The organism is Dietzia sp. ANT_WB102 (genome assembly GCF_008369165.1).
Classification (GTDB): Bacteria; Actinomycetota; Actinomycetes; order Mycobacteriales; family Mycobacteriaceae; genus Dietzia.
Genome location: NZ_VOBA01000001.1, coordinates 770,859 through 796,128, shown reverse-complemented (window position 1 = coordinate 796,128; position 25,270 = coordinate 770,859). Strand labels below are relative to the sequence as shown.

Here is a 25,270-nt window from a genome sequence, read left to right as displayed (position 1 = left end):
GACGGGCAGTGACATGACGACAGTCGCCGACAAGCCTGTTCACCGCGTCGACCGCGGCGCCCCGAGCCCGGTTCCGACCCCGGCCGTCCCCCCACCCACCGGGCGGCAATCGCTGTGGCTCATCTGTCTACCTCTCCTGGCGGGGCTCGCGGCGTCCATCGCGGCCGGGGTCTCGCTCGGGTCGGTGTCGATCCCCTTCGGTGACGTGTGGGCGATCGTCGCGCATCGCCTTGCGCCGGGCGCCGTCGACCCGTGGTGGAGTGACGCCCGCGAGGCGATCGTGATCGAGTCACGCCTCCCCCGCGCGCTGATGGCGGCGGCCGTGGGCGCGTCACTTGCCGTGGCGGGGGGCGTCGCCCAGGCGGTAACTCGCAACCCGCTCGCCGACCCGTACCTCCTGGGGGTCTCCTCCGGTGCGGGGTTCGGCGTGGTGGTCCTCACGGTTCTCGGGGTGGGCGCCGGGACGTGGGGAGTCTTCACCCTGCCGATGGCGGCGTTCCTCGGCGCGATGCTCCCGCTGGCCGGGGTGGTCCTGGTGGCCCGCCGCGCCCACGACACCACCGCCATCGTGCTGGTGGGGGCCGCGATGACCATGGTCTTCGGCGCGCTCAACACCTTCACTCTGCTGGTACTGGGCGACGACCATCAGCTGGGCACGGTCATGCGGTGGCTCGCGGGCGGGTTCGGTGACGCGGGATGGGCCATGCTGTGGGCGCCGGTCGTCATTCTCGCGGTCGCCGGCACCGTGGTGATGCTGTGCAGCCGCCACCTGGACCTGCTGCTCGCCGGCGACGACAGCGCCACCGCGATGGGCGTGAACGTCCCCAGGTTCCGCGTGCTCATGCTGCTGCTCGTCTCACTGCTCACCGCCGGAGCCGTGGCGGTGTCCGGGACCATCGGGTTCATCGGTCTGCTCATCCCCCACCTCGCCGGCTTCCTCACCGGCCGCACGTCAGCACGGCTGCTGCCCACGGCGGGCTTGCTCGGCGCGGTGGCGTTGGTGCTCGCCGACATCGCCGCGCGCGCGGTCAGTGAGGGCACGGAGCTGCCGGTGGGCGTGGTGACCGGCGTGGTCGGCGGCCCGGTGTTCCTGTTCATGCTGTGGCGCCGCTACGGGAAGGCGACGGTATGACGACCCTCACCGCCTTCGGCGTCTCCGCGCGACTGGGTGGCCGGCAGGTCCTCGACGGCGTGAACCTCACGGTCGCACCCGGCCGTGTCACCGCGCTGGTCGGACCGAACGGCAGCGGCAAGACCACGCTGCTCCGCTCCTGCTACCGCGCCCTGCCGGTCTCCGCCGGGATGGTGACGCTCGATGACGCGGACATCGCCTCGCTCCGTCGACGATCCCTGGCCCGGGCGGTCGGGGCGAGCACGCAGGAACCGGTCTCGCTGGGCGGCATCACGGTCCGCGAGTCGGTGCGGCTCGGCCGGACGGTCACCCGCGGGCTCTTCGAGCCCTTCGGCGGCGACGACTCCGCGGTTGTCGAGGCCGTCCTCGCCCGGGTCGGGTTGGCGGACCTGGCCGGGCGCGACGTCCTTGCACTGTCGGGTGGCGAGCGGCAGCGGGTGTCGATCGCGCGCACCCTCGCCCAGCAGCCCGATGTGCTCCTGTTGGACGAGCCGACCAACCACCTCGACCTGCACCAGCAGCTCTCCGTCCTGGCGCTCCTGCGGGAACTAGCGGCCGACGGGCTCGCCGTCCTGCTCACGCTGCATGATCTTCGGATGGCGACCGAGTATTGCGACGCCGTGGCGGTGTTGCACCGCGGCCGGCTCGTCGCGACCGGGGCGCCGGAGGAGGTGCTCGACGCCGCGGTACTGCGGGAGGTGTTCGGTGTCCGTGGTGAGGTGTGCGCGGGCCCGGACGGCCGCCGCACGCTCGACGTGAGGGGACTGGCCGATGCGTGACGGATCCGTCGCCGCCGCGTACGCCGACGTCTCGGGACCGCTGGGGGACTTCGCGCGCACCATCGAGCACGGTCCCCGGGTCCTGCCCGGATCGGTGCTGGCGGACCCGCGGTGGCTGGCCCAGCGGGTGGAGGACACCGGGCGGCGTTGGTCTCACGACGATCCGCGGGTGAACGGGACTTTGTGGTGGTATTCGGCCAGCTCGTCGCTGGTGGCGGCGCCCCTGACGATGCTCCTCGTCTCCGGGGTGGCTCCGGATCCCCGTCCGAAACGGCTCACCGTCTCGCTGCAACCGAACGGCTATCTGCAGGCGGCGCGGTCGGATCGGCTGCTGCCGTCGGCGCGGGAGTTCGCGGACGCGCTCGCCGAGGCCCACGCGGAGGTGATCACCACCCTCGCGACTGTCTCGGGCGCGGCCCCACGCGCGCTGTGGGCTATTGCGACGGACTCCATCGCGAACCGGGCGCTCGAGGCGGGGCGCGCGGGTGGCGACCCGGACCGCGGGGCGGAGCTGGCCCGGACGGTGTGTCGGCCACCGTTGTTGCCGGCCCGCTACGTGGACGTGGAGGGCGCCAATCGGGTGCGACGGTTCGTCCGCCGCAGCTCCTGTTGCCTCATCTATGTGGCGACCGAGGGCGGAAAATGCGCGAGCTGCCCACGCCGCGCCCCGGAGGACCGCCGGGCCGAGCTGTCCCGGCGGGCGTAACCCGGCTGCGTGGCAGTGGGGACGTCACCGGGACGGAAAGGCCACCTCACTGCCGGCCCGGCTAGGCGGGGGTAGCCCGGGCGCCAGCTGCTCCGCCAGCGCGGCGACCGCCCCGATCACGGTGATGGCCGGCGGCGCGATCTCCTCCTCGGCCGCATCGCGGGCGATCGTCGCCAACGTCCCACGGAGGACCCGTTGCGCTGGCGTGGAACCGTTCTCGATCATGACCGCCGGCGTGGCTCCTGGCAGGCCCTGCGCGAGCAACTCGGCGGTGATCGCGGGGAGATTCGTCACCGCCATGAGCAGCACCAGGGTGGTCCCCGACCGGGCCAGGGCCCCGTAGTCGAGGGTCGAGTCCGGGCTGCCCGGGGGCACATGCCCGGAGACCACCGACACCCCCTGTGAGAGCCCGCGATGGGTCGCCGGGATCCCGGCGAGGGCCGGCACCGAGAACGCCGACGTGACGCCCGGGATCACGGTCACGGGGACCCCGGCATCCGTGCAGGCGAGGTGCTCCTCGCCGCCCCTGCCGAACAGGAAGCTGTCGCCGCCCTTGAGCCGAACGACCGTGCGGCCTCGTCGTGCATGGTCGATGAGGATCCGGTTGATCTCCTCCTGGGGGGTGGCCCGCCCGAACGGCACCTTGCCCACGTCGATCACCTCGACGTCGGGCCCGAGGTCGTCGAGCACAGCGACGGGGGCCAGGCGATCGGTCACCACGACGTCGGCGGAGCGGACCGCGTCGAGCCCGGCCACGGTCATCAGTCCGGGGTCGCCGGGACCGCCGCCGACCAGGACAACCCGGCCGGTTGCGTCTCGCTCGCTCGACATCAGGTCTGAGTCCCTTCGTCACGCCGGAGCATGTACACGTCCATCACCCAGCCATAGTCGGCGCGCAGCCGGTCGCGGTGCGCCCGCAGGTCCGGCAGGACGTCGCCTACCCGGCCCGCCACGAGGGTCTCACCGGCATCGCCGAGGTTGCCGCCCCACCAGATGTGCCAGTCGGCCAGGTCCTCGAGCGGCAGGTCGGCGTTGAGCATCACCACTACGTTGTCGGCGCCGGCGGCCACCACCTCGCGCAGCCGTCGGCCGGTGGTCACGGTGACCGTGCCGCCGATCTCGTGCAGGACCAGGCGGTGTCGAGCGGCCAGGACTTGCAGGGCAGAGATGCCCGGGATCACCTCCACGTCCACGTCGAGGCGGCCGCGCTCGGCGATCCGATCCACGATCCGCAGTGTGGAGTCGTAGAACGCCGGGTCGCCCCACACGGGGATCGCGACGTCGCCGGGCCGCGATTCGAGAGCGTGCTCCCAGGCCAGGGATCGGGCCTCGTGCCAGTCCAGGACCACGCCGCGGTAGCCGCTCGGGGAGGAGGTCGACGACGACGAGCGGTCCCGCTCCGGATCGGTGACGCCCACCAGCTCGACGCCCGGCGCGTGCCGGGCGAGCAGGCGCCGGCGGAAGTCGACAAGCGGGTCGTCGGGTCCCTTGACCGCGGCGATCGCGTAGTCGGATGCCCGCAGGACGTCGATCCCCTCGACGGTGATCTGGTCGAGACCACCCGAGCCGATGCCTACGACCCGCAGCCGGCGCCGCGGCCCCCGATCCGGCGCCTCAGACATAACGCTTCCCCTGCTCCCGCGTCCCCTGCTCCCGCGTCCGTGCTTGAGCGCTACTCCCGCATCCGCGCGCAAGTCCTGCAGACGCGCATGAGATTTCGTGCGCGGATGCAGTACTTGCGCGCGCCTGGGGGGCCGGGCGCGCGGGCGGGCGGCCGGGCCCGCGAGGGAGCAGCTCAGTCGCCATGGGATTCCTCGAGGTCGCCCTCCACGTCGAGGTACACCTGGCGCATCCGGTCCATCACCTCGGCGTCGGGCTCGGCCCACATGCCTCGGTCGGCGGCCTCGGACAGCCGCTCGATCATCCCGCGCAGTGCCCACGGGTTGGAGCGACGCAGGAACTCCTGGTTGGTCTCGTCCAGGACGTACTCCCGGGCGAGTGAGTCGTACATCCAGTCGTGGACGACGCCGGCCGTCGCGTCGAACCCGAAGAGATAGTCGACCGTCGCCGCCAGCTCGAAGGCGCCCTTGTACCCGTGACGCTGCATGGCGGCGATCCACCGCGGGTTCACCACTCGCGCCCGGAACACGCGTGTGGTCTCCTCGGCCAGCGATCGCGTCCGGATGGCGTCCGGGGTGGTGGAGTCGCCCACGTACGCGCGGGGCTCCGACCCGGTGAGCGCGCGCACGGTGGCGATCATCCCGCCGTGGTACTGGAAATAGTCATCCGAGTCGGCGATGTCGTGCTCACGGGTGTCGATGTTCTTGGCCGCCACCGCGATGCGTCGGTAATTGGTGCGCATGTCGTCAGCGGCCGGGACGCCGTCGAGGTCGCGGCCGTAGGCGTACCCGCCCCAGCGGGTGTACACCTCGGCCAGGTCGCGGTCGTCGCGCCAGTTACCCGCCTCGATGGTCTGCAGGATGCCCGCCCCGTACGAGCCGGGCGCCGAGCCGAAGATGCGGGTGGTGGCGCGGCGGCGGTCGTCGTGCTCGGCGAGGTCCGCGCGCGTGTGGGCTGCGACGTAGTTGAGCTCGTCCGGCTCGTCCAGCTCGGCGACCATCCGAACGGCATCGTCGAGCATGCCGATGACGTGGGGGAAAGCATCGCGGAAGAACCCCGAGATGCGGACGGTCACGTCGATCCGCGGGCGCCCGAGTTCGTCGGCCGGGATCACCTCGAGCCCGTTCACCCGGCGCGAGGCCTCGTCCCATTCGGGGCGGACTCCGAGCAGGGCCAGGACCTCGGCGATGTCGTCACCCGAGGTGCGCATGGCCGAGGTGCCCCACACGGACAGCCCGACCGACGCCGGGTAGTCGCCGGTCTCGGCGACGTGCCGCTCCAGCAGCGAGTCCGCCATGGCCTGCCCGGTCTCCCAGGCCAGCCGGGACGGGATCGCACGCGGGTCGACGGTGTAGAAGTTCCGCCCCGTGGGCAGCACGTTGACCAGGCCCCGCAACGGGGATCCCGAGGGGCCGGCCGGGATGAACCCGCCGTCCAGGGCGTGCATGACGGCGTCCAGCTCGTCGACCGTGGCGGCCAGGCGGGGCACCACCTCCCGGGCGGCGAACTCGAGCACCTGCGCCACCTCGTCGTAGTCGCACTCTCCCGCGGCGTCACCCGCGTCGCCGGCTCCCGCCGGGGTGAGTCCCGCGGCGGCGGCTCCGGCCGGGGCGAGTCCCGCGGCGGCGGCTCTGGCCGGGGCGAGTCCCGCGGCGGCGAGCACGTCGGGCACCGCGGCGACGTCCCAGTCGCGCTCCTCCATGCCCTCGACCAGCGCCCGGGCCAGGGCCTCGACGCGGTCGACCTCCGGGGTCGGGGCGTCCTCCGCCAACCCGAGCGCGCGGCGCAGACCGGGAACCGCGCCGAACTCGCCGCCCCACACCTGCGAGGCCCGCAGGATCGCGAGCACCAGGTTGACGCGCGCCTCCCCTTCCGGCGCCTGGCCCAGCACGTGCAGTCCGTCGCGGATCTGGACGTCCTTGATCTCGCACAGCCAGCCGTCGACGTGCAGCAGGAACTCGTCGAACTCCTCGTCCCCGGGCCGCTGCTCGAGCCCCAGGTCCTCGTGCATGTGCGCCGCCTGCATGAGCGTCCAGATCTGCGCGCGGATGGCCGGGAGTTTGGCCGGGTCCATCGAGGCGATGTTGCCGTACTCGTCCAGCAGCTGCTCGAGGCGGGCGATGTCCCCGTAGGACTCGGCGCGGGCCATCGGCGGGACCAGGTGGTCGACGATCGTGGCGTGCGCGCGGCGCTTGGCCTGCGCGCCCTCGCCGGGATCGTTGACCAGGAACGGATAGATCAGCGGCATGTCGGCGATCGCGGCATCGGTCGCGCAGTCCGCCGAGAGTGCGGCGTTCTTGCCCGGCAGCCACTCCAGCGAACCGTGCTTGCCGATGTGGACCAGCGCGTGCGCCCCGAACCCGCGCGCCAGCCAGCGATAGGCGGCGAGGTAGTGGTGGGAGGGCGCCAACTCGGGGTCGTGGTAGATCGCCACAGGGTTCTCGCCGAACCCGCGGGGCGGCTGGATCAATAGGACGACATTGCCGGCCTGGATGGTCGCCAAGACGATCTCGCCGGCGTCGTTGACGAACAGCTCCCCCGGGGCCTCGCCCCACGCCTCGACCATCCCCGCGCGCAGCGTCTCGGGCAGGTCCGCGGTCCAGCGCACATACTCGTCTGTGCTGATCCGGACGTGACTGTCGGTGAGCTGGGCGTTCGTGAGCCACTCCTCGTCCTGCCCGCCCGCGGCGATGAGCGCGTGGATCAGGGCGTCACCGGCGGCGGTGTCGTCGGCGTAGGTGCCCTCGTCGCCGCTATCGGACAGCTCCAGAAAGCGGGCGATGGGCCCGTCGGCCGGGCCCAGGTCGTAGCCTTCGTCGCGCATGCGCCGCAGCAGCCGGATGGTCGAGACAGGGGTGTCGAGGCCTACGGCGTTGCCGATGCGGGAATGCTTGGTGGGATAGGCCGAGAGCACCAGTGCGATCTTGCGGTCGGCGGGCGGCACGTGCCGCAGCCGTGCGTGGGCCACGGCGATCCCGGCGACGCGGGCGCACCGCTCCGGATCGGCCACGTAGCGGGGCAGGCCGTCGGCGTCGATCTCCTTGAACGAGAACGGCGCGGTGATGATCCGGCCATCGAATTCGGGGATGGCGATCTGATTGGCCGAGTCCAGCGGGTTGACGCCGTCGTCGGAGTCCGCCCAGTCGTCCCGGCTCCAGGTGAGGCACAGCCCCTGCAGCACGGGGATGTCCAGGGCGGCGATGCGTTCGACGTCCCAGGTTTCGTCCTCGCCGCCGGCGCTCACCGCGCCGGGAGTGGTGCCGCCGGCGGCCAGCACGGTGACGACGATCGCGTCGAGGGTGCCGAGCGCGGTGAACAGCTCGTCGGGTGCCGAGCGCAGGGACCCCGCGAAGACGGGTACGCCGACGGCGCGGCCGGTCGCGTCGACGGCGTCGGCCAGCGCGTGCGCGAAACCGGAGTTCCCGCTCACCTCGTGCGCGCGGTAGTAGAGGACGCCCACTCGAGGCAGTCCGTCGGCGGCGGGCGCGTCGGGCCGGTCCGGCATCCCCCACACCGGCACACTCTCCGGCGGCTCGAAGCCGGCGCCGGTGAGCAGCACGGTGTCGGAGAGGAAGGCGTGCAGCTGCGCGAGGTTCCGCTCGCCGCCCTCGGCGAGGTAACGGTGCGCCTCGGCCGCGATGCCGATCGGCACCGTCGACAGCTCCATGAGGTCGGCGTCGGGGCTCTGTTCACCGCCCAGGACCACCACGGGCACACCCGCATCCAGCACGGCGGCGAACCCGGCCTCCCAGGAGCGCCGCGAGCCGAGGATGCGCACCACGACCAGATCGGCGTCGGTGAGGAGGTCCGGGAGGTCCACCTCGATGTCGAGTCGGGACGGGTTGCCGAGCGTCCAGGCTGAGCCGGAGGCCCGCGCGGAGAGCAGGTCCGTGTCGGAGGTGGACAGCAGGGCGATGCGGCGTTCGTGCTGTGAGTCGTGGGCAGCTGCCGTGTCGTGCGATCGTGCCGCGGCGTCGTCAGGGGACGCCGAACGCCGGGTGGGGCGCATGTTCTTCTCCAAACCCTCGTGGAACATGTCGCCGTGGCCGGTCTCCTGGCTTTCGCATCAACGCCGTGCGACCGACCTTCCCGGGCCGGTGGGCCCAGTGGTCTCCGCCCCGGGTCGGGACGGACGAGGGTGCGCGACTTCCGCGACTACAGTGGCGAGGGCCGCGCCGGCTTTTCCTCCGGCTTCCCGAACACCACGGCAGTGGCGAGCCTATCCGTCACCGCCCACCCCTGGGCCGCCGCCCTCCACCCACCGTGATGCCACACTGGCCCTCGTGAGCATCACCGAACCCACCCGCCGCACGCGCGGCGACCTGTGCCCCGGAGTGTTGCGGCCGTGGCCGGCCTCCGACGGCGCCCTGGTCCGGCTGCGCATCCCGGGTGGCCGCCTGTCGCCGGAGTCCCTCACCGCTCTGCACGGGGTCGCCGCACGATACGGCGACGACGACGTGCACGTCACCACCCGCGCGAACCTGCAGCTGCGCGCCCTGCCGATCGGGCCGGACGGGCAGCTGCCCTCCGAGGTGATCTCGGCGATCGCCGGGACCGGCCTGCTCCCCTCGCCCGGGCACGAGCTCGTGCGCAACGTCCTGGTCTCGCCGCTGACGGGGTTGGTCGGCGGCCGGGCGGACCTGCGATCGGTGACCGAGTCGCTGGACTCCGGTTTGCTCGCCGATCCCGCGCTCGGCGGTTTGCCGGGCCGGTTCCTGTTCGTCCTGGACGACGGCCGCGGTGACCTGGTCGAGCGGTCCTGCGACCTGGGGTTCGTCGCGCTCGACCGCGACACCGTTCAACTGCGGGTGGGCGACGCCTGGTCGGCCGTCGTACCGCTAGCCGAGGCCGTCGACCGATTGACAGCGCTGGCGCGCGATTTCGTCGAGGCCCGGGGCGCCGGTCCCGAGGCGCCCTGGCACGTGCGCGAGCTGACCGCCGCCTCCGCCGCGCCGCTCGCCGCGGTGTCGACTGCGGATGTGCGCCTGCCCGACCCCGCCGGACCGCTCGCCTACGGGCCGGTACCCGTTCCGTCTGACGCGTCGGCCCCGTCCCCGGCCCAGTCCCCGGTGACGGCGGGGATCGAGCACGTCGAGGCCCCGGGCGGGGTGCTCGACCGGGGTCTCGTCGGCCGCCTCACCGGCGCGGGTGTGGCCGAGCTGATCGTCACCCCGTGGCGCGGAGTGCTGGTCGTGCCCGAGTAGGCTGCCTTCCGTCCCACACGTCAGGAACCCGGTGCGATTCCGGGGCGGTTCCGCCACTGTGAGGCCCGCGTGTGACGCGTGCCGAGCCAGACACTCGCGGGGGATCAGCGCGCTCATGCCGCGTCGCTGCGCTTTCCAGTCCGGGGCGAGAACCCCGAGGAGGACCCATGCCCAGTGCTGCCCGGCCGCCGCGTCGCTATGACTACATCGACGACGGCCCCGCCATCTACGTCGATTCCTTCGCCACGATCCGCCGGGAGACGGACCTGTCGCGGCTGCCGGCGGAGGCGGAGAAGCTGGCCGTGCGGATGGTCCACGGAACCGGGCAGACAGACCTGGTCGACGACCTGCAGGTCCACCCGGATCTCGTCGGGGCCGCCCGGTCGGCGCTCGGCTCGGGCGCGCCCCTCCTCTGCGACGCCCACATGGTCGCGTCGGGGATCACCCGCGCCCGGCTCCCCCGGGACAACGATGTGGTGTGCACGCTGTCCGATCCGGGTGTGCGCGAGCTGGCCGCACAGATGGGCACCACCCGCTCAGCCGCCGCGCTCGCGTTGTGGGGTGACCGCCTGGACGGGGCCGTCGTTGCGATCGGCAACGCCCCCACTGCACTGTTCCACCTTCTGGAGATGCTGATCGACGGGGCTCCGCGACCGGCGGCGATCGTCGGGTGCCCGGTCGGGTTCATCGGTGCGGCGGAATCCAAGGCGGCGCTGGCCGCGTTCTCGAGCGACCACGGCATCGACATCCCCTTTGTCACCGTGCACGGCCGGCGTGGGGGGTCGGCGATGACCGCCTCGGCTGTCAACGCTCTGGCGCAGGAGACCGAATGACCGCCGCACACCCCGTCGGCAACGATGGCGTCGGCGCGTCAGGCAGGCTCTACGGGGTCGGCGTGGGCCCCGGTGACCCCGAGCTCCTCACCCTCAAAGCCGCCCGACTCATCCGCTCCGCGGCCGTGGTGGCCTATCACGCGGGTCGCGGCAAGGAATCCAACGCCCGACGGATCGCTGCCGACCTCATCGGCCCCACCGTGATCGAGGAGCGGTTGGAGTACCCCGTGACCACGGGCGTCACGGACCATCCCGGCGGCTATGCGGGCGCCATCGCGGACTTCTACGAGTGCAGCGCACAACGGTTGGCCGAGCACCTGACCGCCGGCCGTGACGTGGTGCTGCTCTCCGAAGGGGACCCGCTGTTCTACGGCTCGTTCATGTACATGCACGACCGGCTCTCGGAGCGTTTCGACACCGAGATCGTGCCTGGGGTCCCCGCATTCGCCGCAGCGACCGCCACCTCGGCCACGCCGTTGGTCCGACAGACCGACGTCCTCACGGTACTGCCCGGCACGTTGCCCGAGCCCGAGCTCGCGCGACGTCTCGCGGACACCGACGGGGCGATCATCATGAAGCTGGGACGGAACTTCCCCTCCGTGCGCAACGCACTTGAGGCCGCCGGGCGGCTGGACGGCGCGGTCTATGTGGAGCGGGCGTCGATGGCGGCCGAGCATTTCCGCGCGGTCGCGGACGTCGATCCGTCGACCGTGCCGTACTTTTCGCTCATTGTGGTGCCCGGCGATTCGCGGCATGGCGACCCGACCGGCCGCCGCACCACGCCCACGGCCCGCACCACGCCGACGGCGCACGCTGGCGACCCGCAGGTGGCATCGGGCGGGTCGTCGCCGACTCCCGCCGGCCCGGTCCTGCACGTGGTCGGGCTCGGCCCCGGCCCGGACGCCTGGCTCACCCCGGAGGCCTCCCAGGTGCTGGACGGTGTCGACCACGTGGTGGGGTACGCACCGTATGTCGATCGTGTCCCGCAGCGGGCAGGCCTGACACGCCACTGCTCGGGCAACACCGTCGAGGTGGACCGGGCCGGGCTCGCGCTGGATCTCGCGCTCGCCGGCGAGCGGGTCGCGGTGGTCTCCGGCGGAGACGCGGGAGTGTTCGGCATGGCGGCCGCTGTGTTCGAGGCCGCCGAGGATCCTCGGTACGCCGACGTCGACATCCGCGTGGCGCCCGGGGTCTCCGCCGTCCAGGCGGTGGCCGCTCGGGCGGGAGCTCCCATCGGCGCCGACTTCGCGGTGGTGAGCCTGTCCGACCGGCTCAAACCCTGGGAGGTGGTCGAACGACGCCTGGATGCAATCGCCGCCGCGGACCTGGTGCTGGCGATCTACAACCCCGCCTCCCGCTCGCGCACCCGCCAGGTCGCCGACGCCCGCGAGATCCTGCTGCGCCATCGCGATCCGGCCACGCCCGTCGTGGTGGGCCGCGACGTGGGTCGGGCCGAGGAGTCCCTGACCCTCACGACGCTCGGGGAACTCGACTGCAGCTCGATCGACATGAAATGCCTGCTCATCGTGGGCGCGTCCGGCAGCCGGGTGACCGGCTCCGGCCGCATGTGGAGCCCGAGGTTCGTCCGCGGATGACGCTTCACCATGCCCCGGATGACGACTCCGCGACCGACATCGACGCGTTGTGGCGCGTCCTGGCGAGACGGCGCGATCACCGGCACTTTCTTCCCACACCGGTTCCGCGCGCCACCATCGAACGGCTCCTCGAGGTATTCGCCGTCGCGCCGAGCGTGGGGCTCAGTCAGCCGTGGCACGTCACCGTCGTGCAGGACCTGGCGGTCCGCGAGGCCATCCACCGGGGATTCCAGGAGGTCCGTGCCACTGAAGCCGAACGGTTCGACGGTGAGCGTCGCGAACTCTACGACTCACTCCGCCTCGAGGGCATCCTCCAGGCACCGGTCGGGTTGGTGGTCAGTCACGTCCCCCCTGTGGGCCCGACGCTCGGCACCACCAGCGTCCCGGCAGCCACCGAGTACAGCGTGGTCGCCGCCATCACCCTGCTCTGGCTGGCGGTCACCGCCGAAGGACTGGGGATGGGCTGGGTGAGTCTCGTCGAGCCCGACCATCTCTCGGCGAGCGTGCCCCTCCCCCACGGCGCGCGGCCCCTTGCCTATCTCTGCCTCGGGCACCCCGCCCTGGACCTCGACGAACCGTTGTTGCAGACCGTCGGCTGGGGTCGCCGTTCACCACTGTCGGTCGACTGGGTCTAGCCGTCGGAACGACGCCCCTCCGGCCCAGCGCAGCCGGCCGACGGGACTACCCGACGACCGCGCCGTCGACCAGATGGATTCGCGCGTCGCACCGGTTGGCGAAGGCGGATTCGTGGGTGACGAGCATCAGCGCCACATCGAAGTCGCGCGCGGTCTGCAGGAGCAGGTCCATGACGGCCTGCCCCGATTCGGAGTCGAGCGCACTGGTGGGTTCGTCGGCGAGTAGGAGCGACGGACTGGCCATCAGGGCCCGCGCCACCGCAACCCGCTGGCGTTGTCCCCCCGACAGCGCGACGACCGACCGACCTGCGGCGTCGGCCAGGCCCACCGTCTCCAGCAGGTCGTCCGCGCGCTGCCGTGCGTGACGGCGCTGCGTTCGCGAGGGCCTCGAGTCCAGCCATGCCATCGCCTCGAGCTGCTCGCGGGCAGTGAGCGATTCGATGAGATTGGACTGCTGGAAAACGATGCCGATCTCGGTGCGCCGCAGTTCAGCTGCACGCCTGGGGCTCACGTCGGCCAGGTCGACCACGCCATCGCGGGTGCGCAGCCAAACATGGCCCTGCTCTGGGCGGGTCAGTGTCGCTGCGACGGCGAGCAGGCTCGATTTCCCCGACCCTGACGGACCTGTCACCGCCAGGCTGCGGCCTCGATCGATGGAGAGGTCGACGTGGTCGACGGCGGTGATCCGGTTCTCACCGTCCGGGTAGGTGAGAACAACCTGCTCCATCTCGAGAGCGGTGGTGGTGGGCGCGGTGACGAGTGTGGCGCTGGACATTGGTGTGCTCCTTGACGTGGGAGGGTGCTGCAGTAAGAGGGGTGCAGTAAGAGGGGTGCAGTGACGAGGCGACAATCGTTGGCGGTGACCGACGAACGCGGGTGGCTTATCGCGCTGCGCCGAGGGCGGAGTTGGGGTCGGCGGTCACGACGGGCCGCAGCGAGATGGCCGCGCCGGCGAGGCCGAGTACCGCGAGTAGGGCGGCGGGCACCACGGTCGTGTTCGCGGAGACCACGAACGGGACGGCCCCACCCGCGACGAGGCCGACGAGTGCGGCGATCGCAACCCCGCCCGTGATGCCGACGACCAGCACGAGGGCCGCCTGGCCGACTGAATCTCGGACCACTGCTCTGGTGGACGCACCAAGCGCCTTGAGGATGGCCACGTCGCGACGACGCTGCATGCCCCACACGGTGAAGAACGCGCCCACGACCAATGCGGTGACGGCGATCAGCATGTACGTCATCGTGTTGAGCGAGGTGTTCTCCGCCCGGTGCGACGGCAGGGCGTTCACGAGCCCGTCCGAGTCGACCAACGTCAGGCCTGAGCCTTCCGAGGCGACGTTCTGGCTGACGGTGTCCGCAGGGACCGCCATCGCTGTAGCGGTTCCTCCGCGCGGGGCGAGGGTGGCCCAGGTGTCGAGATCGGTCACCACCACCGGGGTGTGTGAATGCCACAGATCTCCCGCGTCCCCGGCTGCAGTCAGTTGGGTTCCGGATACACTGATCTGGTCGGCGTTCCCGCCTAGCTCGTCACTCACGCCAGCGGATAGCAAGACTGCTCCCGGTGCTGGCGGGGTGACGGACCCCACCTCGTCTGCCAGCCCGAGGGCGACGACGGAGACGCCTGTCTCGGTCCCATTGTCCAGGGTGACCCGGGCGATTCCCACGGGCACGGCCGACGGGGACTCCGCCCGGACGTCGGCTATCTGCTCGTTGGTGAGGGCGGCGCGGTCGAGGTCGATCGGCCCCTTGTCGTCGGCCGGGAGAACGAAGTCCGAGTTGTTCGAACCGAGTGCCCGCAGCGCGGAGACGCTCTGGTTCGCGAGACCCGCGGTGAGCCCGAGCAAACCCGCCACCAGAACTGACAGCAGCAACACCACGCCTGTGATGAGTACGAAGCGCCATCGGGCAGAGCGCAGGTCGCGAAGTGCGAAGAACATGAAATTTCCTCTCGTGAAGGTATGTCTCAAGCTTCGTCTGGACCGTGTTCTGCCGAATCGGCCATGAGGCCAGATGTGCGTGGACGGATGGCGGAGAGGGTTCTCCACCTTTTGGAGGATGCCCAGGGGCGTGGCGACGATTAACGTCGGCAGAGTGACCCCCTTGCGTGCGACCCCCGCGGAGCTGCCACCGGAATCAGCGGGGGTCCGTGCCGTGTTCTCGCAGCTCCAGGTGGCCCTGCACACGTTGGTGGCCGCGCTGTTGGTCCTGACGATGGTCGGTGCGCACCGAGACACCGCGGGGGAGCCGAACCTGCCTGCCGTGCTGTCTGCCGTCGGGTTCGCGGGCGTGTACCTCGCGGGAACGGTGTGGGAACGCACGCACCACACGGTGGGGGTTGCGCGCCTGTACTGGTTGGCCGCGGTGTTGGCCCTGTGGGGCCTCCTGGTGGTGCAGGTACCCGAAGCCGCCTACCTGGTTTTCCCCCTGTTCTTCCTGGCCCAGTTCCTGCTCAGCGGGTGGGCGGGCGCCACGGCGGTGGCGGTGCTGGCGGCCATCGCGGTGGTCGCTTTGGGCCTACACCGCGGCTTCACCCCGGCCGGGGTGATCGGGCCGACAGTGGGCGCACTCGTCGCGCTCGGATTGGGCGCAGGAGTCCGCGCGTTGCACAACGAGTCCCAGTCCCGGCGCGAGGTGATCGCCGAGCTCATGGCCACCCGCACCGCGCTCGCCGCCCGGGAGCGCGAGGTCGGTCGTGAGGCCGAGCGGACACGCCTGGCGGGCGAGATCCACGACACGGTGGCTCAGGGCCTGTCGAGCATCGGGATGTTGCTGCACGCTGCGGAACGCACTGCCCCACAGCATCCGGCGGTCGAGCAGATCCGACTGGCGCGTGAGGTCGCGGGCGAGAATCTCACCGAGACACGCAGACTGATCGCTGCTCTGCGCCCCTCGCCGCTCGTCGGCAACTCGCTGACAGCCGCTCTGCGGCGCATCGCCGAACGGTGCCGCGCCGAGAATTCCGGGCTCGCGGTGGACGTCGACGCCGAGCTCGCCGCCGAACCGCCCGCAGAACTGTCTGCAGTGCTGGTTCGGGTCACGCAGGAGGCGCTGGCCAACGCAGTCAAACACGGCTCGCCGGACCGGATCGCCATCACCCTCTCCGACTCGCCCGCCGGAGTCTCATTGGAGGTCGCAGACGATGGCCGCGGTTTCGACGTGAGCATCCCGCGCACGGCCGCCTCGTTCGGGCTCGAGGGGATGATGCGGCGAGTAGACGACCTGGGTGGCACTCTCGACGTGCGGTCCGAGCTGGGCAAGGGCACGGTGGTGCGCGCGGAACTGCCGACCGCGGTTCTGCCGACGACGAACACGGAGAATGACCATTGATCCCCAAGGTGCGAGTGCTCATCGCTGACGATCACGCCGTGGTGCGGACCGGGTTGCGGGCGCTGTTGGCGTCCGATCCCACGATCGAGGTGATCGCTGATGTAGGGCAGGCCGATGCCGCCGTCGAGCGGGGCAGGCTCGGCGACATCGACGTGGTGCTGATGGACCTGCGCTTTGCCGGGGACCCTACGGCGGGGGTGCGGGCCACAGCCAGCCTTCGCGCGCTCCCGGACCCGCCGCAAGTACTGGTACTCACCAGCCACGACACCGACGCGGACATCCTCGGCGCCATCGAAGCCGGAGCGTGCGGTTACCTCCTCAAAGACGCCGGTCCCGATGAGCTGCTGGGCGCCGTCCGCGCGGCTGCCGCCGGCGAGAGCGCGCTCTCACCCACGGTCGCGGCCACGCTCATGGGGCAACTGCGTCAACCGCACCCCACACTCACCGATCGGGAAACCGAGGTCCTCAAAGCCATTGCAGAAGGGGCCACCAACCGTCAGGCCGCCACGTTGTTGCACGTGTCCGAAGCCACGGTCAAGACTCACCTCGCGCATACGTTCCAGAAACTCGGAGTGACCTCCCGAACTGCTGCCGTCGCTCGAGCGAACGAGCTGGGGATCATCTGACGATCCCGTGCAGCGGGAGGTCAGTTGACGACGGTCGTGGTGGAGACCTGCTTGGTGAGCGTGACACCGACGGCGCCCAGGACCTTCCGCACGAAGGGTTCCGGATCGATACACGCCTCCGGGGCCATGACGCCCCTACGGGTGATCTGCCCTTCGAGCATGTCGCGTACGGCGTTGGCGGCGGCGTGCGGTGTGGGGTCCTGCCCGCCTTGGCCCGTGTAGATCACCTGGGTCTCGAATTGAACCCGGGCGGATTGGCCGTCGATTGCTCCCTCGGCGATCACCTGGATCACCGTGCCCGGCATGCCGGACGACTCGACGGCGAGGCGGCGTTCGGCCTCGGGGGTCGCCATGTAGTGGGCCAAGAACCGGCGTGGTGACATCGGCAGGCCGTCGGACGCCTCGGGACTGGTCCATCCCAATTGCTCGTACTGCTGCCAGAGCCGGTTGGCCTCCTGCTCGAACCACGTGAATCGAACGGAGGCGTTCTCCACGCCGGGCAGGTAGGCGCCGAGCGTGATGGCTTCGGGGTGGCCCATGTAGCCCACCTGGGTGGTGACGTCGAACGGGGCACCGAACGTGAACGACTTGGGGTCACCCCATGCCGGTAGGTGGGCGATGGCCCCGTCGGCGAACTGCGCCACATCACCAGACATCGAGTGCAGCATGTGCTCGTTGATGGTCTGCCCCATGTTGACCGTATAGGGGACGGCGATCGCGACGTCGACGCTGTGGGCCGAGTCCATGGACTCGGTCGCCCAGCGGGCGAGCAGGCTCGTGATGCCCGGGGCGTACCCCATGCCGAACACGATGCTGACGTCGGCGGCCCGCGCTGCCGCGTCGAGTTCGGTGTCCCGGATCAGTTCCTCGGCCACATCGTATTCGTCGCACACGTCCACATAGTTGACACCGCACTCCACGGCGGCACGCACGATCGGGATACCGAAGCGGTAGAAGGGACCGACCGCGTTGAACACCACGTCCACCCCGGCGATGACGGACCTGATGCTGGCCGGGTCCGCCGCGTCGAACTGGGCGGCGGTACAGCCCACCTCGTCGGCGATCGTCTGCGCCTTCTCAAGGTCGATATCCGCGATCACCAGCTCGTCGTAGCACGGTGTGGCGGACAGGATCCGCGCGACGGAGCCAGCGATGGAGCCGGCGCTGAGGATGACGAGTTTCATGTGTGTTCTCACCTGGGGTGTGTGGGGGATGCGTGCGGGGGTCGAGGCGGCAGGTCAGGAATCGTCGGCCCAGCGGGCGCGGAAGACGTCGTGCGGAATACCGTCTTTCCACTGACCCGTCAGCGTGTACTCGGCAGTCAGGCGGCCGAGTTCGTCGGCGGCCATCGCACCTCGCTCGCCCTCGACTACGACCGTGGTCCGGTCGTCCACCCGGTCCAGGTACGGCAGACCGGTCGGGGTATCGCACACCGTGCACGGCCGGGTGAACGCGGACCCGAGCGTCTGATCGGGCATCAGCTCCGCCAGCAACTCGTAGGTGTCGTCGATATCCGCGCCCCGGCCGCCGGTGCGTACCCACGCAGCGATCTCGTCCGCCGATTCGAGCGGGTTGTCGAGAAGACTGTTGCCCGAGACCTTGATGTACCACCTGCCATCCGGGTAGCGCAGCGGCGACATCACGATGCCGCCGAACCGGAGCTGCCCGTCCATGAATTTCAGGTACATCATCGCCGGCATGTCGACCGTCGCCGGGTCATCGACCTCCACCAGGACAACGGTCGCGCCGTACGTCTGCATCTGGAGCCGACGCGGAAGGAGGCCGGTGGCGTTGGTGCCGGCGCCCGTCGCCAGCACGATCTTGTCCGCGCGCCACGTGGCTGTCGACTTCCCCACGAGCTGAACGGCCTCGTCGTCGTCATCCTCCGTGCGCCCGAGTGAGACCACCTCGTCTCGGACGAGGGTCGCGCCGGCCGCCGTGGCGGCGGCGAGCTCGGCACGCACCAACTCGCGCGGGTTGAGGATGAACGCGTCACGCTGGACCACGCCGACGTGCCCGGGCGCGAAACGCAGTCGCGGGTAGTCACGGCGCAGATCCTCCGCGCTGAGCGGCGAGACGGCGACCCCCAGGTCCTCGGCGTTGCGGATCAGCCTCTCCCTGTCGAACCACTCCGAGCCGGTCTCGCTCGAGGAGACGTCGGGCAGAACACTGAGCGAGTGCGTCGGGGTGGTGAAGGTGACACCCGAGCGTTCCCGCAGTTCCGCGAAGCGGCGGAGAGATCGAGTGGCCAACATCGACGTCACCAAGGGGACCTCGAGGACGTGCGCCAGCCGGCCCTGGTCGTAGTAGCCGGCCCACACACCCTGGTGATCGTCGAAGCGGTCGGGCTCGGCGGGGCCGATGACGACCACTCTCGCCCCCCGGTCCGTCAGATGCCTCGCGGTCGCCGCTCCTATCGGGCCTGCGCCAACGACGGCGACGTCGTACCTGGATTCGCCTGGCAACGTGATGTCCTTTCGGCTGCCCCGCAGAAGTAGGTTGCGGAGTGTGTGACCCACATCATGTGCACCGCACCCGCTAAAGTCAACACCCTGTGTCGTTAAAGGATGTGAACGCGATGAATTCGCAGGTAGAGTCCCTCGACCCCGGCGAGCCGACGCCGGACGAGCCCGGGCCCGCCGCGCGCGTACGCACCCGCGCCGGCGGACGGAGTGCGGAGGTGCGGCGGTCGGTGAGAGACGCATGCCTGGCCTTTCTCGCGGAAGGCCGAATCGACTTCACCATGGTCGAGATGGCCGAACGCGCCGGCGTGAGTCGCAAGACCCTGTACCGGTGGTGGCCCACGCCCGAGGACGTACTCGTGGAGGGGCTATCCACGCATGTCCGCCGGGTATCACCCCCGGATACCGGCTCCTGGGCCACGGACGTGCGCGAGTTCGCGGACCTCATCGCCACGTTCGCCGCGGATCCGGTGGAAGTGGCCACCACCTCGCTCCTCGCCAGCCGCCGGTACCCCGAGTTCGGCAAGCTGGTCGTGGCCCAATACGCACCGGTCAGGCACGAATGGCAGCAGATGGTGCACCGAGCCGTCGAGCGAGGCGAAATCTCCGCCGAGCACACACCGGAAGCAGTCATTAACGCGCTGGTGGCGCCGCTCTTCCTAGCCCCGATGATGATGGGCCGAAAAGCCTCCGACGACGAGATCGAGCGGACAGTTCGCATCATCCTCGCCGCTACCCGCCCGTTCGCGGAGACGCCCCCCGTTGCGAGGTGAGCACCGGAGACGCGGGCGTCCCCCGAGTGCGCGGTGATCCACGTCGGGTCACGCTCGAGGCGCACCCTCGTTGGCGAGCGGCGTGAGGGTCTCGTACATACGGATCGCTACGGCAGCCGCCGAGACCGCGCTTATGGCGGCGGCAGCCCACACTGCTGCGTTCAGTCCCATGGAATCGGCGACGAGGCCACCGAACACCGCACCGACTGCATAGCCCAGGTCGCGCCACACGCGGTACACCCCGACGGCTCGTCCCCGCCACACGGGATGGGCCACGTCGCCGATCACCGCCAAGAGCGTCGGATAGACCATCGCGGTTCCGGCTCCCAGGATCGCGGTGCCCACCGCCCAGACCCCGAATCCACTGCCGAGAGCTATGACGATCAACGCGGCCGCCTGGGTGGCCATACCCATCACGATCAGCTTCTTTCTGCCGACCCGGTCTGAGAGCGCGCCGGTCAGCAACTGCCCCACTCCCCAGACTGCAGGGTAAAGCGCGAATAACAGCCCGATTCGCCCCACGGACAGGTCCGCCGTGGCGAACAGCAAGGGGAAAAGCCCCCACGACAGGCCGAAATTGAGATTGTTGACGAGCCCAGCCTGGCTCGCCGAGGACAGAGCCGGTTCCTTGAAGCTGGTCTGGACCGCGATCTCGCGGTCCGTCATATCGGCATGAAGATGGTCGTGCAGTCCGTCCGGGCGGGCAACGTGCCGCCCCGCGTCCAAGAGTGCGTGAGAGCGGGTCTCGCGGACGAAGATCCCGGACAGCATCAGAGCCAGTGCCGTGTAGGCCAAGCCAATGAGGAACGGCGCCGGTCGCAACCCGTACTGCTCGGCCAGATAGCCGGCGAGCAGCGAGGTCACTGCGACGGCGCCATAGCCTGCAGCCTCGTTGAGGCCCATCGCGAGACCGCGCTGGCGCGGGCCGACCAGGTCGATCTTCATGACCACGGTTGTGGACCAGGTCAAACCCTGATTGATCCCCAACAAGACGTTAGCTGCCACCACCCAGCCCCAGCTGGGTGCCCAGATGAGCATCAGCGGCACCGGTATGGCGAACAGCCACCCGACCAGCAGGACGGGTTTGCGTCCGTAGCGATCCGAGAATGTCCCGGCGAAGTAGTTCGCGATCGCCTTGGTGACGCCGAAGGCCGCCACGTAGGTGAAGATGAAGGTGTAGCCGGTCAGCCCAAAGACGTCCGTCGCCAGGAGGGGCAGGACCGTCTGTTGCTGGCCCACCATGCCGCCGACCAACGCGTTGATGGCCACGAGCAGCGTGAACTGAGCGGCATTGGCCTTCAGTCCGAGCTGAAGTGGACGTTCGCCCCTCATACAGTTACCTTCCCGCCGATGTTAGTGGTACCTGCTCGGCACGATTCTCGGTCGATCGCAGCGGGCATCGTTCGACGAACATCAGGCAGGTGGCAGCTGCGGCGGCAGCAATGACCACGATGCCGAGGATGATTGGTGCGGCGGGGGACGGTAGTTCTTGGGACAGGACGAAGGCGCCCATGAGGAGGACGAAGTATCCGAAGCCCTTGCGTAGTGCCTGTTCGGGCACCACGGAGGTGAGTCGTACGCCGATGAAGGAGCCGGCGATCGCGGCGGTGGTCACGGCGGCGACCAGGGGCCAGTCCAGGCTGACCGTTGTCATGTATCCGGCCAGGCCGGCGAAGGATTTCATGGCGATCACCAGCAGGGAGGTGCCCACGGCGGCGGTCATGGGTAGGCCGGCCAGCAGGACCAGGGCCGGGACGACGAGGAATCCGCCGCCGGCGCCGACCAGGCCGGTCGCCGCGCCCACGACCAGTCCGTCGAGCAGGATCCGCCACAGGGGGTGGTCGTGGGTCTGGGGTTGGCCGTCGCGGTTCTTGCGGCCCTTGATCATCGCGCCTGCGGTGGCGATCATCATGACCGCGAAGGCGATCATGAGGATGGTGCCGGGGATGTGGCCCCCGGCCAGTCCGCCGAGGAACGCGCCGACCATTCCGGCGGCGCCGAAGATCAGGCCCGTCCGCCATTGGACGTTGCCCTTGCGGGCGTGGCCGATCATGCTCACCAGTGACGTGGCGCCGACCACGAACAGGGAGGTCGCGATCGCCTCCCGGGGGTCGAGTCCGCCGATGTAGGTCAGTAGTGGGACGACGAGGATGGAACCGCCCCCGCCGAGCAGGCCCAGGGACAGGCCGACCAGGACGGCCAGGGCCACGACGATGATCGTGGTGATCTCCATGGCAGTGCCTTTCTCCGGCGGGGGCGCCGGTGTTGCGGTGGGTCAGGAACGGTGGGGCAGTGAATCCAGGACGGTGCCCAGCGCCGGTTCGTCCGCCGAGCGGTTCCACGGCATCCTGGCCAGCGCGGCCGCCATGGCGCAGGAGTTGCTCACCGCCGAGTAGGCGAGTCCGGCGCCGATGGCGCCGGCCAGGTAGACGAACTTCGGCGAGATGACCTTGGAGGCCGTGACGCCCGCGAGGACGAGTGAGCCGGCGGCCATGCGAACCTGCCGGTCCATCGCCCACGGGCCGTTGCCGTGCACGACCTCGCCGCCGGCGGACTCGAACGCGGCGATGCCGCCGTCCAGGACGGTCACCGTGTCGGGGTTGACACCGACGGACTCGAGCCGGTCGTTTGCCTGGCGGGCCCGGTTACCGGACTGGCAGATGAGCACGACCTGGCCGGGCAGGCGGGAAGCGAACTCCTCGCCGTGCTCGGACAGCATGGGCAGCGACACGTTGTACGAGCCGCGGATGTGGACCGAGGAGAATTCGGCGGCGGACCGTACATCGATCACGGTCGGCGGGGTGTCGCTGGCCAGTGCGTCGCGCAGGTCGGCTGGGGCGATGGTCGGAGCGGTCGTGAGCGTGGAAAGCATGTGGGTGTGAACTCTTTCGTGTGGGACAAGTGAGGGAAGTGCGGCGGGGCCCCACCGCCCCGGGGCCGGACCAGTGGTCCGACCCCGGGGCGGGAGGGTTCGGTTAGACGGTCGCGAGGTTGCGTTCGGACCAGGCGGCGTAGCTGCCTTCGAGTTCGGCGACTCGGTAGCCGGCGCGGCGCAGTGTGCTGGCGGTGACCGAGTTGCGGACTCCGGTCTGGCAGTAGGTCACGATCGTTCCGTCGGTCGGGAGTTGGTCGAGGTTCCACAGCACCCGGCCGCCGCTGAACTGGACCGATCCGGGGATGTGGCCGTCGGCGTGTTCGGTCTTGTTGCGGACGTCCAGGACCATCGCCGAGTCGAACGATGCGAGGTCGTCGGGGCTGACCAGCTCGGGGGTCGTCATCGGCAGGCCCTCGAGGCTGGTGGTGAATCCGGTGACCGTGTCGATACCGACCCGCAGCAGATGGTCCCGCAGCTGCTCGGCGGCCTCGATGTCCTCGGCCAGCAGCACCAGGGGCGTGTCCTCGCGCTCGGGGTCGTAGACCCAGGCACCGTAGGACGCGGCCTTGGCCGGGCCGGGGATGTTGAGCGAGCCGGTCACGGTGCCGGCGTGGACCTCGTCCTGGCCGCGGGTGTCGACAAAGACGACCTCCTGCCGCTCCAGGGCCCGGGCCAGCTGCGCGTTCTCGTACTGCTTCAGCGGAGCCAGCGGGCCGAGCACTGCCGGGCCGTCCCGGTTCTCGCGCTTCATCCGGCCGAAGTAGGCGTGGGCGTCGGGCTGCCCGTCGAGCAGTTCGTCGATGAAGCCCTGCTCGTCATCGTTCTCGAGGTACTTCGACCACCAGGCGAAGCGCCGCTCGTAGCCGACGCTCGTCGAGGGCAGGGCGCCGAGCGCTTTGCCGCACGCACTGCCCGAGCCGTGGCCGGGGAAGACCTGCACATGGTCCGGCAGGGTGAGGAACGACTTCTTGAGGCTGGCGAAGATCTGCTTGGCGCCTTCGAATCGGGTGTCGACCCCGCCCGCGGCCTCATCGAGCAGATCCGGCCGGCCCAGGTCGCCCGAGAAGACGAAGTCGCCACTGAGCATGTACCCCGGCTCGTCGGCGAACGCCCCGTCGGTGATGAGGAACGACAGATGCTCCGGGGTATGCCCCGGGGTGTGCACGGCCTCGACGGTGATATTGCCGAGCGTGAGCGTGTCGCCGTGATGCAGACGGTGCGCATCAAACCCGTACTGCCAGTCGGTACCGCCCTCACCAGACACATAGATCGGCGCCCCGGTGGCCTCGGCGAGCTCACGGGTACCCGACAGGTAATCGGCATGGATATGGGTCTCGGTCACCGCGGTGATCGTCATCCCGTGCTGCTCAGCCAAATCCAGGTACTGGCGAATATCACGGCGGGCGTCAACAACCACGGCCTCGTTCTTGGCCTGACAACCAATGAAGTACCCGGCCTGGGCGAGGTCCTCGTCATAAATGCGTTCGAGAAGCATCGAGATCTCCTAATCGATCGGCGTTCCCTGAGCGGGGCGTACCACAACCATACATACCCCCCGGGGTATCCACAAGGTGCCCGACAGGCGGCCCCGAAGCGATGTGCACCCGTCGCGGCCGAGATCCTGATCGGTGGGGCAAAACACCCCCTGGGGTATATGATGGTGGGGACTTTCCCCCAGTTCAGGAGTCCCTCATGCAACTCGACGCAGCCGATATGACGCCCACACTCCACCGCCTCAAGCGTGCCCAAGGGCAGCTCGGAGCCGTGATACGCATGATCGAGGAGGACCGCGATTGCGAGGACATCGTCACTCAGCTCTCAGCCGTGTCCAAGGCCCTGGACCGGGCCGGTTTCGCGATCATCGCAAGCGGACTCGAGCAGTGCCTGACGAACCCTGGAGGAACCATGGGCAAACAGGAGCTGGAGAAGCTGTTTCTCTCCCTGGCCTGATGCTTGGGAACCCGGTGGTCTCGATTGACTACACCTCTGGCCGTCGCCTCGTCGACTCACGTTCCGGGTCCGAGGCATAGAGCCACGACTCGGCCGAACCGGGGCGATCCAAGGCGTGGCCGACGAGAATGACCGCGGCCTGGCGCAGCCCGGCACTCTCCACCGCATCCGCGATGCCCCCGAGGGCGCCCCGCAATTCCACGCGATGCGGCCTGCTCGTGTTGGCCACCACGGCCACCGGGCAGTTCGCGCCGCGGGTCGGCACCAAACGTTCGGCGAGTTCGCGGATCCGCTGCGGGAGCGGATTCCCACCGCCCGCGAGCTCATCGAACTCGTGGAACTCACGCCGTGGGCACTGACGGCGAGCGTCTTGGTGTGCGCGGGTTTCGACGTGGGCGGCCGCCGTGCGTGCGGTGGCCCGCCTGGCCGAGCACATGGCCGATGGCCTCAACGTGGTGCTGCTCTTCGTAGTCAAGTGTGCACAGAAGCTGTAGCCACTTGTGTTCACCACGAGCGGGTCAGCCCGGTCGACGCCCCTTCCCACCTCCCCGGACAAGCCGGTGCACGACAGCGGTTGCCGCTGCTGTCGTGCGTTTCGCTCGTTCCAGTCCACGCCGAGTGCGACTTAGGTAACTTTACGCTTATACGCGAACCGAACAGGTGACGCCAACAACCTCTCCGTTTGGGAGTTACCGTGGCGAATTGCACTCAGGGCGGGGCGACAGAGGTTGCCCAGCACCTAACTCGGTCGAT

At 69.9% G+C, this 25,270-nt stretch carries 23 protein-coding genes and 2 riboswitches; of the genes, 11 read left to right on the top strand and 12 right to left on the bottom strand.

Annotated elements, in window-relative coordinates; translation table 11 throughout:
* Nucleotides 1-13 precede the first annotated feature (13 nt).
* Genes FQ137_RS03575 through FQ137_RS03565 form a run of 3 tightly spaced genes read left to right on the top strand, consistent with a single transcriptional unit; the run spans nt 14 to nt 2,617 of the window.
* Complete coding sequence (locus tag FQ137_RS03575; RefSeq protein ID WP_149292624.1) at nt 14-1,132, top strand: iron ABC transporter permease; 1,119 nt, start codon at nt 14-16, stop codon at nt 1,130-1,132.
* Complete coding sequence (locus FQ137_RS03570) at nt 1,129-1,911, top strand: ABC transporter ATP-binding protein (RefSeq protein WP_149291166.1); 783 nt, start codon at nt 1,129-1,131, stop codon at nt 1,909-1,911. Before FQ137_RS03575 ends, FQ137_RS03570 begins: the two co-directional genes overlap by 4 nt.
* On the top strand, nt 1,904-2,617 hold the full coding sequence (locus FQ137_RS03565) for a (2Fe-2S)-binding protein (protein WP_149291165.1): 714 nt from the start codon (nt 1,904-1,906) through the stop codon (nt 2,615-2,617). Before FQ137_RS03570 ends, FQ137_RS03565 begins: the two co-directional genes overlap by 8 nt.
* A gap of 24 nt (nt 2,618-2,641) precedes the next feature.
* On the opposite strand, the gene cobA is transcribed toward FQ137_RS03565, so the two are convergent.
* The 3 genes from cobA to cobN all read right to left on the bottom strand — a co-directional run bounded on the left by cobA (nt 2,642) and on the right by cobN (nt 8,273).
* Nucleotides 2,642-3,448: a uroporphyrinogen-III C-methyltransferase gene (gene cobA / locus FQ137_RS03560; RefSeq protein WP_149291164.1), complete on the bottom strand. Its 807-nt coding sequence runs from the start codon at nt 3,446-3,448 to the stop codon at nt 2,642-2,644.
* Nucleotides 3,448-4,239 (bottom strand): precorrin-6A synthase (deacetylating), encoded by a 792-nt coding sequence (gene cobF / locus FQ137_RS03555; RefSeq protein ID WP_149291163.1) that lies wholly within the window; start codon nt 4,237-4,239, stop codon nt 3,448-3,450. The genes cobA and cobF overlap by 1 nt, the downstream gene beginning before the upstream one ends.
* A 173-nt stretch (nt 4,240-4,412) precedes the next feature.
* Nucleotides 4,413-8,273, bottom strand: coding sequence for a cobaltochelatase subunit CobN (cobN, locus tag FQ137_RS03550; protein ID WP_149291162.1), 3,861 nt, complete (start codon nt 8,271-8,273; stop codon nt 4,413-4,415).
* Nucleotides 8,264-8,459: riboswitch (cobalamin riboswitch) on the bottom strand. (Overlaps the previous gene by 10 nt.)
* A 61-nt stretch (nt 8,460-8,520) precedes the next feature.
* Between cobN and FQ137_RS03545 the strand changes: the two genes are divergently transcribed.
* From FQ137_RS03545 to bluB, 4 genes are all read left to right on the top strand, one after another.
* Nucleotides 8,521-9,441 (top strand): nitrite reductase, encoded by a 921-nt coding sequence (locus FQ137_RS03545; RefSeq protein WP_149291161.1) that lies wholly within the window; start codon nt 8,521-8,523, stop codon nt 9,439-9,441.
* Nucleotides 9,433-9,558, top strand: a riboswitch (cobalamin riboswitch). (Overlaps the previous gene by 9 nt.)
* A 50-nt stretch (nt 9,559-9,608) precedes the next feature.
* On the top strand, nt 9,609-10,274 hold the full coding sequence (locus FQ137_RS03540) for a precorrin-8X methylmutase (RefSeq protein ID WP_149291160.1): 666 nt from the start codon (nt 9,609-9,611) through the stop codon (nt 10,272-10,274).
* Nucleotides 10,271-11,869, top strand: coding sequence for a precorrin-2 C(20)-methyltransferase (locus tag FQ137_RS03535; RefSeq protein WP_149291159.1), 1,599 nt, complete (start codon nt 10,271-10,273; stop codon nt 11,867-11,869). The genes FQ137_RS03540 and FQ137_RS03535 overlap by 4 nt, the downstream gene beginning before the upstream one ends.
* Nucleotides 11,866-12,504, top strand: a complete 639-nt coding sequence (bluB, locus tag FQ137_RS03530; protein ID WP_149291158.1) for a 5,6-dimethylbenzimidazole synthase — start codon at nt 11,866-11,868, stop codon at nt 12,502-12,504. The genes FQ137_RS03535 and bluB overlap by 4 nt, the downstream gene beginning before the upstream one ends.
* A 46-nt stretch (nt 12,505-12,550) precedes the next feature.
* Here bluB and FQ137_RS03525 read toward each other — a convergent pair whose 3' ends face one another.
* Together FQ137_RS03525 and FQ137_RS03520 are read right to left on the bottom strand one after the other, a co-directional pair.
* Nucleotides 12,551-13,279, bottom strand: a complete 729-nt coding sequence (locus FQ137_RS03525; RefSeq protein WP_149291157.1) for an ABC transporter ATP-binding protein — start codon at nt 13,277-13,279, stop codon at nt 12,551-12,553.
* Between the two features lie 106 nt (nt 13,280-13,385).
* The gene (locus tag FQ137_RS03520) at nt 13,386-14,441 is read right to left on the bottom strand and encodes an FtsX-like permease family protein (protein WP_149291156.1); all 1,056 of its coding nucleotides are present in this window, start codon (nt 14,439-14,441) and stop codon (nt 13,386-13,388) included.
* Nucleotides 14,442-14,595: 154 nt separating this feature from the next.
* On the opposite strand from FQ137_RS03520, the gene FQ137_RS03515 reads away from it, so the two are divergent.
* The gene (locus tag FQ137_RS03515; protein ID WP_255583504.1) at nt 14,596-15,831 is read left to right on the top strand and encodes a sensor histidine kinase; all 1,236 of its coding nucleotides are present in this window, start codon (nt 14,596-14,598) and stop codon (nt 15,829-15,831) included.
* Nucleotides 15,828-16,457 (top strand): response regulator transcription factor, encoded by a 630-nt coding sequence (locus FQ137_RS03510; RefSeq protein WP_149291154.1) that lies wholly within the window; start codon nt 15,828-15,830, stop codon nt 16,455-16,457. The genes FQ137_RS03515 and FQ137_RS03510 overlap by 4 nt, the downstream gene beginning before the upstream one ends.
* 20 nt (nt 16,458-16,477) lie before the next feature.
* On the opposite strand, the gene FQ137_RS03505 is transcribed toward FQ137_RS03510, so the two are convergent.
* Both FQ137_RS03505 and FQ137_RS03500 read right to left on the bottom strand, forming a co-directional pair.
* Nucleotides 16,478-17,641: a saccharopine dehydrogenase family protein gene (locus FQ137_RS03505; protein ID WP_149291153.1), complete on the bottom strand. Its 1,164-nt coding sequence runs from the start codon at nt 17,639-17,641 to the stop codon at nt 16,478-16,480.
* A gap of 54 nt (nt 17,642-17,695) precedes the next feature.
* The gene (locus FQ137_RS03500) at nt 17,696-18,976 is read right to left on the bottom strand and encodes an FAD-binding oxidoreductase (RefSeq protein WP_255583503.1); all 1,281 of its coding nucleotides are present in this window, start codon (nt 18,974-18,976) and stop codon (nt 17,696-17,698) included.
* 59 nt (nt 18,977-19,035) lie between these two features.
* Between FQ137_RS03500 and FQ137_RS03495 the strand changes: the two genes are divergently transcribed.
* Nucleotides 19,036-19,692, top strand: a complete 657-nt coding sequence (locus FQ137_RS03495) for a TetR-like C-terminal domain-containing protein (protein WP_149291151.1) — start codon at nt 19,036-19,038, stop codon at nt 19,690-19,692.
* Between the two features lie 48 nt (nt 19,693-19,740).
* On the opposite strand, the gene FQ137_RS03490 is transcribed toward FQ137_RS03495, so the two are convergent.
* From FQ137_RS03490 to FQ137_RS03475, 4 genes are all read right to left on the bottom strand, one after another.
* Complete coding sequence (locus FQ137_RS03490; RefSeq protein ID WP_149291150.1) at nt 19,741-21,024, bottom strand: MFS transporter; 1,284 nt, start codon at nt 21,022-21,024, stop codon at nt 19,741-19,743.
* A 4-nt stretch (nt 21,025-21,028) separates the two neighbouring features.
* A complete protein-coding gene (locus FQ137_RS03485; RefSeq protein WP_149291149.1) occupies nt 21,029-21,925 on the bottom strand; it encodes a sulfite exporter TauE/SafE family protein in 897 nt (298 codons plus the stop codon).
* A gap of 42 nt (nt 21,926-21,967) precedes the next feature.
* Nucleotides 21,968-22,564, bottom strand: a complete 597-nt coding sequence (locus tag FQ137_RS03480) for a rhodanese-like domain-containing protein (RefSeq protein WP_149291148.1) — start codon at nt 22,562-22,564, stop codon at nt 21,968-21,970.
* Nucleotides 22,565-22,667: 103 nt separating this feature from the next.
* On the bottom strand, nt 22,668-24,062 hold the full coding sequence (locus FQ137_RS03475) for a rhodanese-like domain-containing protein (protein WP_149291147.1): 1,395 nt from the start codon (nt 24,060-24,062) through the stop codon (nt 22,668-22,670).
* Nucleotides 24,063-24,259: 197 nt separating this feature from the next.
* Here FQ137_RS03475 and FQ137_RS03470 point away from each other — a divergent pair, with 197 nt between their 5' ends.
* Nucleotides 24,260-24,517 carry a metal-sensitive transcriptional regulator gene (locus tag FQ137_RS03470; protein ID WP_149291146.1) on the top strand — a complete coding sequence of 86 codons (258 nt, stop codon included), beginning with the start codon at nt 24,260-24,262 and terminating at the stop codon, nt 24,515-24,517.
* Nucleotides 24,518-24,545: 28 nt separating this feature from the next.
* On the opposite strand, the gene FQ137_RS15660 is transcribed toward FQ137_RS03470, so the two are convergent.
* Nucleotides 24,546-24,992 carry a hypothetical protein gene (locus FQ137_RS15660; protein ID WP_370452301.1) on the bottom strand — a complete coding sequence of 149 codons (447 nt, stop codon included), beginning with the start codon at nt 24,990-24,992 and terminating at the stop codon, nt 24,546-24,548.
* Nucleotides 24,993-25,270 lie beyond the last annotated feature (278 nt).